Below are 11537 nucleotides of genomic sequence, written 5' to 3'. Positions count from 1 at the left end.
GAGTATAAAGGCAAGAGCCTGACATGATTTTGTAATTAATTCGCTGTAAAGGGATTGGAATTAAGCCTTATTAACGCTATAATCAGTAAGGGTATGATTGAAATATTACATTTTATTCATCTAAATCAGAATTGACGGAGGGCTATTAATATGGAAAAAGCATTAATCTTCGGTCACAAAAATCCCGATACGGATACGATCTGCTCGGCCATTGCCTATGCAGACTTGAAAACAAAATTGGGTCAGGACGTTGAAGCTGTTCGTCTCGGCGAAGTAAACGGCGAAACTCAATTTGCACTGGATCAATTCAAAGTGGCAGCGCCACGTCTGATCAAAACGGCAGCTAACGAAGTGAACAAGGTCATCCTGGTTGACCACAATGAGCGCCAACAAAGTGTTAGCGATATTGAGGAAGTGACTGTTGTTGAAGTTATCGACCATCACCGGATCGCGAACTTTGAGACAAGCCAGCCTTTGTATTTCCGTGCAGAACCTGTAGGTTGTACAGCAACCATTTTGAATAAATTGTACAAAGAAAACGGCGTGGAAATCAGCGCACCGATTGCTGGTCTGATGCTGTCCGCGATTATTTCCGACTCCCTGTTGTTCAAATCCCCAACGTGCACAGAGCAGGATGTAGCAGCAGCACGTGAGCTGGCTGCCATTGCTGGTGTGGATGCAGACAGCTATGGTCTGGATATGCTGAAAGCGGGTGCGGATCTGAGCCAGAAAACGATTGCTGAACTGATCTCCCTGGATGCCAAAGAATTCGCAATGGGTCAAGCAAAAGTGGAGATTGCACAAGTGAACGCGGTTGACGTGAATGATGTGCTTGTGAAGCAACCTGAGCTCGAAGCAGCGATTGAAGCGATTATTTCCAGCAAAGGTCTTGACCTGTTCGTATTTGTCGTAACCGACATCCTGAACAACGATTCGGTTGCATTGGCTTATGGTGCTTCCACCAAAGCTGTAGAAAAAGCGTACAATGTAACATTGTCGGATAGCAGAGCGCTGCTCAAAGGCGTAGTATCCCGCAAATCGCAAATTGTTCCAGTTCTGACCGAAGCGTTCAACTCGTTGTAATATGTACAAAACCGACGTATAACCATTACGTCCAGATATACGATGAATATTCAGTTACAACATCCAAGCCTGCTCTTGATCTGTCATAGGTCAGGACAGGCTTTTGTTGTAGAGGAGGGTGTACCATGATCAAAAATGAAAAGATTAAAGCGACTGAAGTGCAGCTGACCGGCTTGAACGGTGAAGATCTCGGCATCATGTCTACGCGTGAAGCACTTGCACTTGCGAAGCAGCACAAGGTGGATCTGATCTGTATGTCCCTAATGACCAGCCCGCCGCCATGCAAATTAATGGGTGCTGGAGCAGCGAAACAGGAAAAACAACAAGAGAAGAAGGAGGCTGCAAAATCACCGGATAAACGTAAAGTGAAGGAGATCCGACTGAACCTGCAGATGGAAGACCACGATCGGGAGACCAAGCAATCTCAGGCAGAGCGTATCCTGACGAAAGGTGACTCGGTGAAGCTTGTCATCCAGGTGCATGGAGCCAAGGAAGGAACTGCGGGCAAGGAATGGGCAGAACAGCTGTGCAAATCTTTGGCCGAGTATGGCAGCAAAACGACGGGTATCCAGGTAAGTGGCAAGCAGGTCGTTGTACAATTGGACCCCATTGGATAATAACAATGAACGAATTCAGCTGAATAAAAAGGAGCTGTGGGAGACAATCCGGTCGTATTTCGCGGATCTCCCAACTGATCTCAAAAACCCCTTAGAGCAACAGCTAACCTGCTGCTCTAAGGGGTTTTCAGCATAAAATATCGTCAAGCTATTCTACATTCCTAATAACAACCATGCCTCAAGCTGTTTAGACTCGCAAGTAACGGCTGCCGCCAATGCGTACGTACAACTGTCCTGGCAAGACCGGGGTAGATGAGGCTGTCTGTGAATTCACGTTATTGTTCTTGGCATAGCGGGACAGATATAGAAAGTCAGGATAAATAACCGTATCCATTAAATAGGCTGATACTGTACTTCCAGGAATGCGGTTTTGATTCAATGAACGGATGATTTCTTCCCCGCTTGCAATCCCGATTCCATGACCATAATATAAGTCTTCACGCAGCATAATGGTATTCTCTCCCTGCCATTCTGGTGTTTCAGGGGAAACATCCGGATTTTTGAAGTACAATACATCTCCAGGAAGCGCAGAATCGCTTCCGTTCTTCTCTGTTAATCGCAGATCGCTGTCATAGTGCCAATCATAGAGCAGCAGATCGCGAAACAATGAATTGAAATCATCTTCCCGAATGCTGTTTAATACTCCGCCATATAGAACAATTACAGTCGCTGTTGCACATTCAAAGGCATACAGATGACCATTCTTCCATATGTCCCGGATTCCCTCAGCAGGCGTTACCTCAGACCTTAGCTCAAAGCCACCTTCAGCATTTCGATTCCAATATGCCGGGTTACACCTCGATTTCTCGAATGAGGCAAAGCTGACCCCGCTTCGATCGAGCGCTTCCGCTGCATCCACCAGAGACTCGCGCAACGTCCATTCAAAGTGAAGATGATCCATGGATTGATATGTGTATACGGATGTACTATTCTGTAGTTGTTGCAACCAATGCCATGCAAAAGCAGACCAATCCGAACGCACCAGCTCAACCGGTTGATTCGCAACAGTGATCATAATCATTACCTCCAGTATCATTTGAATGTTCAGCCTTGTACAAACGGGTATGCACGCGTATTCTGTAGTATATGACACCATGAACACACGATAAGAATGTCGATAATTGCTTGAATTTTGTTGATCTCGTTTATAAATCATGACATTTGGGGTACTACTCTTATAGATGAAGTTATGTTCAGGTCGATCTGTTCATACGGAATATATTCAGATTCCCCATAAAGGAGGATATGTGGTGTCGAATCCAATTGCAGAGAATCGTTCTCTGTTCGAGCAGTTATACAAACATGCACCGATCGGCATTGCTGTTGCTTCGCATGTGAACGGACGTTGGCTTCAGCTCAATCCGGCATTTTGTGAAATGCTGGGGTGCAGTGAAGATGAATTGATTGGCTCCCCGATTGTACATATGATCTATGAGGAAGACATAGAGATGGAGGAGTTTAGATCCCATTTCTGGGGTATGACCAATGGATCAAGTCTGATGTATGAAACAGAGTTGCGGCTTAAGCGCAAGGATGATTCTCTTCTGTGGGCGACGGTAAGAGCCTGCATCGTCAGGGATGAAACGAGTGGCGAGCCGCTTTATTTGCTTGTGCAGGCAGCGGATATTTCGAAGCAAAAGGATGCGGAGAGTCGACTCATTATACAGCGCAAGCAGTTGGAAGAGAGTAGTCGTATCTCAAGATTGCTGGTTGAATCCTCGCTTGACCTGATTGCCATTCATCATGCTGATCCGGAACGGACGTTCAAGTACGTATCTCCAGCCAGCCAAAACATGTTGGGATATGATCCAGAAGAAGTGGTTGGTCAATCTGGCCTGTTCTGCATCCACCCCAGCGATGTACCTCTTGTGGAAGCTTACGTAGCGGGTCAAATTCAAGGCCTTGCTCCTGATCGAATGATCTATCGGCTCCTGCATAAAGATGGTTCTGTTGTATGGGCAGATACCATCACTCATTATCTATATGACAAACAGGGGAATCTGCAGGAAATGATCGCGGTGACCCGTGATATTACAGCAAGCAAGCAGCAGCAGTTAAGTCTTCAAGAATACCAATCTTTGTTCGACAGTAATCCACTTGGAGTTGCTTCATTGGATTTGGACGGAAACTTGCTGAAGGCCAACGCGGGTCAGGAGCAATTGACAGGCCATACCAAGGAGGAACTTCTTAGTTCATCTTTTGATCATCTCATTGACCCGGCGGACCTGGATAAGGCAAGGCATCACTTTGAAGAGACCGCAAAAGGAACCGTACAGAGCTATGAAGTAGGGCTGATTCACAAAGACGGACAGCGTATTGAAACGAGTGTGATTAATGTTCCGATTTTGCTCGAGGATCGGGTCGTAGGCGTCTATGGAATAACCAGCGATATTACGGAGTCCAAAAGGTATGTAGAGGAAATTGAAAATCTCAGTTATGAGAGGGCGTTGATTCTTAATGCCATGTCTGAGGGAGTCATTGGCCTGGATCAGAATGGAAACCTTATATTTGCCAACCCGATTGCAACAGAGATGATGGATTTCTGTCCGTCTGAGATGAATGGCAAGCCACTTGAAGAGATTATGTTACAAATGCAAAGCGAGGGTATCCCTTATCCGTCCAATGGAACTCCAATTCTTCAAGCTGTACGAGAAGGGCGAAGTCTGCCGCGATCTGAGTCTGTATTTTGGAAGCAGGATGGCTCCAGCTTCTTGGCAGAATTCCAATTGAAACCGATTATGGAGCAAGGGGACAATCGTGGGGCAGTTCTGGTTTTCCGCGATATGACATCGGTGAAGGAAATCATTCGTGCCAAAGAAGTGGCAGAACATGCGGATCGAGCCAAATCCGAGTTCCTGGCAATTATGAGTCATGAGCTTCGTACACCTCTGAATGGAATTATGGGCATGGCTCACCTTCTAAAAGAAACAGAGCTGGATGAGGAGCAGAACGGCTTCGCTGATATCATCATCGACAGTGGTGAATCACTGCTGCATATTCTGAATGAAATCTTGGATTTCAGCAAGATTGAAGCAGGCAAAATGGATCTCGAACGACAGCCAGTGGATCTCAAAGCCGTTCTTGGCGGGGTTATGGAACTATTTGCGCTTAGAGCTTCCGAAAAGAATATTGAACTATACTGTGAGATGTCAGATCAGATTCCTGAACGCGTACGAGGCGATGAAACACGAATTCGTCAGATTCTAATAAATCTGGTAGGCAATGCCGTCAAATTCACGGAGAAGGGAAGCATTCAGGTTCATGTGAACGTTAAGCCAGCGGAATTTTACAATGAGAATCACCTTATCTTGTTAGTTTCAGTCAAAGATACGGGGATTGGCATTCCGTTCAATAAGCAGCATCAACTTTTCCAGTCCTTCTCGCAGCTCGATCCGGCTATTAATCGGAAATATGGAGGTACAGGTCTGGGATTGGCTATCAGTAAAAAGCTTGTGGAACTCATGGGCGGCGCCATTGGTGTACAAAGTGAGACAGGTGAGGGAGCCAATTTCCAATTCACCCTGTTACTTGAACGTTGGCAAGACGAGTACACGGATCGGATTGAAGAGGTGGCTGATAACGACCTGAAGCTGAATCGAACAAGTCTGGCAGCAGGGATCAAAATTCTTATAGCTGAGGATCAGTCATTGAACAGTCATTTGCTGGAGGAAATGCTTCGTAAGCTCGGCGGTGTATGTGATATCGTGGAGAACGGTGCTGAAGCGGTGAAAGCATTAGAAAGGGAAACGTATGACCTTATTTTTATGGACATCCAAATGCCTGTTATGGATGGAATTGAAGCGACCTGTCGAATTAGACAAAGCCATCCTGAAACTCCCGTCATTGCAGCCATCACGGCATTTGCAGGAGCGAACGACCGGGAAGCGTGTTTACAATGCGGCATGCAGGACTTTATCAGCAAACCGTTCAGCTCTACGGAAATAAGTCGTGTACTAAACACATGGGTTCCGTATATTCGGTCCCGGCAAGAGCGCTGATGGTCAGTAGCACTAAGAATACAGAGATAAGAAAATAACCTGCCCTAATAAGGGAGCAGGTTATTTTGCATATCGTTGGTATTGCCCTGACAAATATCAGGACCATCCTCCAATTAACCCCGAAAGGGTTACACACTCGTCATCTTCCAGTTCTGCAATTAGGGTAAGTTCTTCGTTGTCATTGGGGTCCACCGAGAACAATTCACGGCGTCCGTCTTCATGGACAATAATAACCAACTTATTACCGCTTTTTGTATCAAACTGGTACTTCACTCCGATACCAGGCAATGGGCATTCCCGGATATTCATGAAACCTGTCACCTCTTTAGCTTTTCCATAGTTAAGTTAACCGTTCACACAGTACGGATGTATTCTACTATCCATAACACCGTTTGGCAAGTCGGAAATGAATTAGTGGTGATCTCATCCAAGTTTCCTGAACTGTGGTTAGTTATACTTTTCGAGCCTGTCTGGTTCGTCTACGACGGACCATAAACCAGATAAGTAATGCAATGATCAGCACCAAGGCAATGCCCCCCGTAATAATAATATTCCGAATATTCGGGACCTTTACGGTCAAATCCAGCTTATTCGTATTCAGTGGGGAGACGTGCCAAATAAGGGTCTTTCCATGATCTTCGACCAGATCTGCATTGGAATCCTGGGCCTTAATTGGCAGTGTCAGCTTGAAATCAAAATTGACATCTTTCAACAGCAAGTTTTTGAGGAATCCGGGGACCTTGGTGATTTGGTCTTTGACTTCTCCATCAGGTATTGTCTGCAACAGGTCAGCTTCAGCAGCAATATGCAATTTGGAAGTGAAAAAGCCGGGTGTAGTGGATTGCTCCACCTTGATTCCATCAGGCAGATCCGACATGCTGAAGGTAGAGACGGTATTACTTTTCTCATAATGGGTTGTCGCTTTGAGCTGTGTCCGATCTCCCTGGTCCGAAACTTCGGCCTGGAAATTATTCTGTTTCAACGTATTTGCGAGCATTGTCATGAGATTTTCTTGTCCCATCATTCCCAAAGCTGAGTCGGTTACGCTGAGATTCAGATCCAGATCGGATGAACCGTCCATATTAACCGTGACATGAGCTTCACCATCAGCACAAGCGGATAGTATAAACAGCATAAGAGTTAGTAGAGAAGCGAATAATAGCTGACGAAAATAGGGTGTGCGAGTCGACATTCAGTTCAAACCTTTCTGCGTATAATCCAATTCCAATTCATAGAAGTATAGTATACACCGTAAGGATGGCGGATGAAACTTTGTTCACTATTAGAGCCTGGTGAATGTATGTTTTGAGAGGATATATCTATAGAATTAATATGAAAAAAGAGGTGCGAAGCAATAAAGGAGTGATTCGATAATGATAACAAGTCAGACGAGTTGTTTATTGTGCTTAAGGGTGAACGTTTGAACCGTGAATCTGTGTTTTGAACATTTGGATGCAGATAAGGTAGATGTGGAATAATCGAATGAATGACATACCGGTTGAAATTACAATGAAAAAGGACATAATATGTTGAGATAAAATGAAGATTTCGTATTTTTGTCAATGTTCAGTCAATTCAAAATGGGTTTCACCGTGTAAACTGGTAGTAGTGTGAAGAAATACGGAGCAGGGGGGTTACATTCATGACATATATCATTATTATGGCAATCATTATGGTTGTGGGAATGGTCGGAATGGGCTGGTTCTACAAGATTATGGACAACGATCAACACTAGGGTATATTGAAAAAAAACTTGAAAAGACAAGCCTATAAGCTGGCTTCGCAATGGATGCGAGGCGGGCTTATTTGTATATAATACCCAAAAGTCTAAATATAGCATGAAATCATGTCGGATTTAAGTGGTATGCTTCCAAATGGAAATGTTTTACACTTAAAACTGTAAGCGTTTACATTTAAATTTATGGGAGGCTAAAATTATGGGTTTGAAGATGAAGAAAAGGTCAGGCAAGAAAGCATGGATGCTGCTGGTTATGTCTTTACTGATTGCGGCCGTTCCAATTACAGCAAGCGCAGCATCGGATTCCACAGCGTATGCCAAACTTAATTTCAGCAACAACAAGTATTATATTTTCAATAATAGCTGGGGAAGCTCAAGTGTCAGTGGCTGGTCCCAGTCCGTGTATGTGAACAGCAATACTGATCTGGGTTACGTTTGGAACTGGCCAACGACTGCGGGTGGAGTCAAAGCTTATCCTTCTCTTGTCAGCGGCTGGCACTGGACAGAAGGCTACACACCAGGCAGTGGGCTGCCAACGCGATTATCTGCGAACAAAAGTATTAATACCGGCGTAAGCTATTCTAAGGCTTCCAACACCACTGGGGAGTATAACAATGCGTATGATATCTGGCTGCACGACATCGGCAATGCGACCTGGTCAAGCACACCCACCGAGGAGATTATGATCTGGAACGATTGGACTTCCGGTGTAGGACCTATTGGTTCCAAAGTGTTCTCGGATGTGTCCATTGGTGGACAAACCTATGATCTGTATCGCGGTGAGATTACCGATAATGGAGTGCATCAATGGTGGGTATACTCGTTCCTGAAAAAGTCGAAATCCCCCAACAACTTTAGCATCAACGTCAAAAACTTCACCGATTATCTGATCTCCAAAAGTTATTTTACCAACAGCAAGTATGTCAGCAGTGTTGAATATGGAACCGAAATTACGAAAGGCAGCGGCCAGATCAATTACTCCAATTGGTACGTGAACGTTCAGTAACGGTCTGTTTATCACGCCTTTTCCTGATTTAATGAGATGCTGCTCGAAGGAAAACCCATTTCCTGCTGATGCAGCATCTTTTACTTTTGTATTGTACTTAACATTCATGCGTAACATATGTAACGAGTGATGTAGCTCCATTTGACCGATGGACAAATATTTTTCGTAAAGTTGGGATTTTTAGGCTGCTCTTTTGTATAATAGGGTTTAGTTCAACTCGGGGAATCCCGAAATATGCCTAACAGGAAAGGGTGTACATAAATGAAATTTAGTGAGTATACGTATACGCGTCCCGATCTGGAACAAATCAAAACGTCATTCCGTGAGCTTCTGAGTGGTTTTGAAGCCGCGACTACGGTTGAAGAGCAGAGTGGATATATGGACAAGATTAATGCTTTGCGCAGTGACTTTGAGACTCAGGCACAATTGGTCTACATCCGTCATTCCATTGATACCAATGATACATTTTACAAAGAAGAGAATGAGTTTCTGGATGAAAGCTCTCCGATCATTCAAGAATACATCACCGATTATTATCGGGCATTGGTAAATTCCAAATTCCGTGCTGAACTGGAACAAAAATGGGGTTCACAGCTGTTCCAGCTGGCGGATCAGTCTCTGAAAACGTTCAGCCCGGAAATTATCGAGGACCTTCAGAAAGAGAACAAACTCTCTACGGAATACAACCAGCTGATTGCTTCGGCCAAAATTCCGTTTGAAGGTGAAGAGCGCACATTGCCGCAGCTGCATCCTTTTGAGTTGTCCACGGATCGCTCCATGCGGGAACGCGCATCGGAAGCAAGATATACGTTCATGGCTGAGCATGAGGCTGAATTCGATCGCATTTACGACGAATTGGTGAAAGTGCGTACACAGATCGCGAAGAAGCTGGGATATCCATCTTATGTGGAACTCGGCTATGACCGTATGAACCGTACGGATTACAACGCGGAGATGGTGTCCAATTTCAGAGCACAAGTTCGTGATTATATCGTGCCTGTAGCGACGAAGCTCAGAGAGCGTCAACGCAGCCGGATTGATGTGGATACCCTCTATTTTTACGATCAAGGCTTCAGCTTTAAGACGGGTAACCCGACACCTAAAGGAGATGCCGACTGGATCATTGACAATGGTAAGAAAATGTACGCTGAATTATCACCGGAGACGGATACGTTTTTCCAGATGATGACGGACAATGAATTGATGGATCTGGTGAGCAAAAAAGGCAAGCAGGGTGGGGGCTATTGTACCTTCCTGAACGATTACAAAGTGCCTTTTATTTTCTCTAACTTTAACGGTACATCGGGTGATATCGACGTATTGACACATGAAGCGGGTCACGCGTTCCAGGTCTATGAGAGCCGTCACTTCGAAGTACCTGAGTACAACTGGCCAACGTATGAATCCGCAGAGATCCATTCCATGAGCATGGAATTCTTCACTTGGCCGTGGATGGAATTGTTCTTCAAGGAAGATACGGATAAATACAAGTTTGATCACCTGTCTTCTGGACTACTCTTCATTCCTTACGGCGTGGCAGTCGATGAATTCCAGCATTACGTTTATGCAAATCCGGATGCAACACCAGCGGAGCGCAAGCAGGCTTGGCGCAATATTGAGAAGACTTATCTGCCGCACATCAATTACAAGGATAACGCTTATTTGGAACAAGGCGGATTCTGGCACAAGCAGGGTCATATCTTCTCGTCGCCGTTCTATTACATCGACTACACCCTGGCACAAATCTGTGCATTCCAGTTCTGGAAACGCAGTAACCAGGATATGAAGTCCGCATGGGCTGACTATTTGACTTTGTGTAAAGCCGGAGGAAGCCTGTCCTTCACAGGATTGGTAGAACTGGCAGGTTTGAATTCTCCGTTTGAAGACGGCTGCGTATCCTCCGTTATCGGCGATATCGAAGCATGGTTGGATGCAGTAGACGATAAAGCGCTGTAAGCGAGAAATAAAAATAAAGGTCGAAGAGGTGAAAGGGAACGAGGAATAAACCTGACGTTACAGCATTCTGAGGCAGGGCGGATTTGAATGAATTCATTTCCCTACTCTATACAAAGAATGCGAGGTTATACCATGTTGGTTATACTGGATCAACCGTCCCAAAGGAATCAATTGGCGCCCTTCATCTCGGGAACGAACGGGCATGTGGTTATGGGTGGAGTACTTGCAGGACTTCAACGCGGGCGTGTCTATGCAGATCAGCTTCATGTTCCAAAAAGTGCCCTGATTTGGGCCGAAAACGAAATGTTTTATTTGATCGGAAGATCGGATAATGAACAGTTCAATAGTCTTGTCAGAGAGGTACTCGTTCAGGAGCTACTGCCTGAAGCGTTAGATGCTGGCGAAGACATGCTGAATCTTGAAGTGTACCCCGAGCCCGGCTCGGATTGGTCTCCAGTACTGCATCACATGTTCATTGGACGTTTGCGAGAAGGATTACGAGTTCCTTTTCAATTCAATCTTGCGAAGTATGAAAAGTGGCTTGAACGAAGTTCCAACTTCAAGTTCGTTTCTCCCCGATATGAGATTCAAGTTATCGATCAAGCTGTAATGCTAGAGGACAAAAACTGTATCATCGAGCATGAAATTTTGAAATTCTGGCATTCGGTGGAGGACTTTTTCCAATACGGAGCAGGAACATGCACGGTTTATCAAGGGAAGGTTGTAGGTACATGTATCTCAGTGTTTGTCAGTGGCATCCACCATGAAACAGGCATCAACACCTACGATCCGATACACCGTGGCAAGGGTCTGGCTACGGCCATGGCAAGCGCTTATGTTCAATCCGTTTTGGAACAGGGGTGTGTTCCACACTGGACGACAGAGGATTTTCGTCATGATTCCATTGCAATAGCGGGTAAGCTTGGTTTTGAACAAAGCAGAGCCTATCCCGTCTATTACATGCCGATTCAGGAGCTTCTAAATTGCTGACCATCTGCAGGGACTGTACCCAAGTCATGAAAATGACCAGGGACAGTCCCTGTTTTTTGATTCGATTTGTGAAGCCTGTGAATCCAAGATCAACTAGCCCTTTTCAATTCACGCACACATAAGCCAGTTACTGAAGAACAGTCATAATT

At 45.0% G+C, this 11537-nt stretch carries 9 protein-coding genes; 6 read left to right on the top strand and 3 right to left on the bottom strand.

What is annotated here, in order from left to right; all coding sequences use genetic code 11:
• Window positions 1–150 precede the first annotated feature (150 nt).
• Window positions 151–1083 (top strand): manganese-dependent inorganic pyrophosphatase, encoded by a 933-nt coding sequence (locus tag DC345_RS06590; protein WP_090896715.1) that lies wholly within the window; start codon window positions 151–153, stop codon window positions 1081–1083.
• Between the two features lie 125 nt (window positions 1084–1208).
• Window positions 1209–1700 (top strand): translation initiation factor IF-3, encoded by a 492-nt coding sequence (gene infC, locus DC345_RS06585; RefSeq protein WP_113052424.1) that lies wholly within the window; start codon window positions 1209–1211, stop codon window positions 1698–1700.
• Between the two features lie 187 nt (window positions 1701–1887).
• Here the strand turns inward: infC and DC345_RS06580 are convergent, their stop codons facing one another.
• Entirely contained in the window at window positions 1888–2715 is an 828-nt protein-coding gene (locus tag DC345_RS06580; RefSeq protein WP_113052423.1) for a protein-glutamine gamma-glutamyltransferase, read from the bottom strand.
• A gap of 235 nt (window positions 2716–2950) precedes the next feature.
• Between DC345_RS06580 and DC345_RS06575 the strand changes: the two genes are divergently transcribed.
• Window positions 2951–5698: a PAS domain-containing hybrid sensor histidine kinase/response regulator gene (locus DC345_RS06575; RefSeq protein ID WP_181586509.1), complete on the top strand. Its 2748-nt coding sequence runs from the start codon at window positions 2951–2953 to the stop codon at window positions 5696–5698.
• Window positions 5699–5794: 96 nt separating this feature from the next.
• Here DC345_RS06575 and DC345_RS06570 read toward each other — a convergent pair whose 3' ends face one another.
• The gene (locus tag DC345_RS06570) at window positions 5795–6007 is read right to left on the bottom strand and encodes a cation:proton antiporter regulatory subunit (RefSeq protein WP_053779896.1); all 213 of its coding nucleotides are present in this window, start codon (window positions 6005–6007) and stop codon (window positions 5795–5797) included.
• A 142-nt stretch (window positions 6008–6149) separates the two neighbouring features.
• Window positions 6150–6890 (bottom strand): hypothetical protein, encoded by a 741-nt coding sequence (locus DC345_RS06565; RefSeq protein WP_113052421.1) that lies wholly within the window; start codon window positions 6888–6890, stop codon window positions 6150–6152.
• Between the two features lie 745 nt (window positions 6891–7635).
• On the opposite strand from DC345_RS06565, the gene DC345_RS06560 reads away from it, so the two are divergent.
• The 3 genes from DC345_RS06560 (at window position 7636) to DC345_RS06550 (ending at window position 11388) form a co-directional block, all read left to right on the top strand.
• Window positions 7636–8442, top strand: a complete 807-nt coding sequence (locus DC345_RS06560; protein ID WP_254790073.1) for a glycoside hydrolase family 12 protein — start codon at window positions 7636–7638, stop codon at window positions 8440–8442.
• 261 nt (window positions 8443–8703) lie between these two features.
• The gene (locus DC345_RS06555; RefSeq protein ID WP_113052420.1) at window positions 8704–10398 is read left to right on the top strand and encodes a M3 family oligoendopeptidase; all 1695 of its coding nucleotides are present in this window, start codon (window positions 8704–8706) and stop codon (window positions 10396–10398) included.
• A gap of 132 nt (window positions 10399–10530) precedes the next feature.
• Complete coding sequence (locus DC345_RS06550) at window positions 10531–11388, top strand: GNAT family N-acetyltransferase (protein ID WP_181586508.1); 858 nt, start codon at window positions 10531–10533, stop codon at window positions 11386–11388.
• The last annotated feature ends 149 nt before the right edge of the window (window positions 11389–11537 follow it).

Origin of the sequence: Paenibacillus taichungensis (assembly GCF_003287275.1) — a bacterium.
Classification (GTDB): Bacteria; Bacillota; Bacilli; order Paenibacillales; family Paenibacillaceae; genus Paenibacillus; species Paenibacillus taichungensis_A.
Note: the sequence above shows the minus strand (reverse complement) of the source record. Positions and strands in the feature narration are given on the sequence as shown.

Excerpts from the sequence above, each read along its gene's own strand:
- DC345_RS06590 (WP_090896715.1), top strand. The coding sequence starts at position 151 with ATGGAAAAAGCATTAATCTTCGGTCACAAAAATCCCGATACGGATACG.
- DC345_RS06580 (WP_113052423.1), bottom strand. The coding sequence starts at position 2,715 with ATGATCACTGTTGCGAATCAACCGGTTGAGCTGGTGCGTTCGGATTGG.
- DC345_RS06550 (WP_181586508.1), top strand. The coding sequence starts at position 10,531 with ATGTTGGTTATACTGGATCAACCGTCCCAAAGGAATCAATTGGCGCCC.
- DC345_RS06565 (WP_113052421.1), bottom strand. The coding sequence starts at position 6,890 with ATGTCGACTCGCACACCCTATTTTCGTCAGCTATTATTCGCTTCTCTA.
- DC345_RS06555 (WP_113052420.1), top strand. The coding sequence starts at position 8,704 with ATGAAATTTAGTGAGTATACGTATACGCGTCCCGATCTGGAACAAATC.
- DC345_RS06560 (WP_254790073.1), top strand. The coding sequence starts at position 7,636 with ATGGGTTTGAAGATGAAGAAAAGGTCAGGCAAGAAAGCATGGATGCTG.
- DC345_RS06570 (WP_053779896.1), bottom strand. The coding sequence starts at position 6,007 with ATGAATATCCGGGAATGCCCATTGCCTGGTATCGGAGTGAAGTACCAG.
- infC (WP_113052424.1), top strand. The coding sequence starts at position 1,209 with ATGATCAAAAATGAAAAGATTAAAGCGACTGAAGTGCAGCTGACCGGC.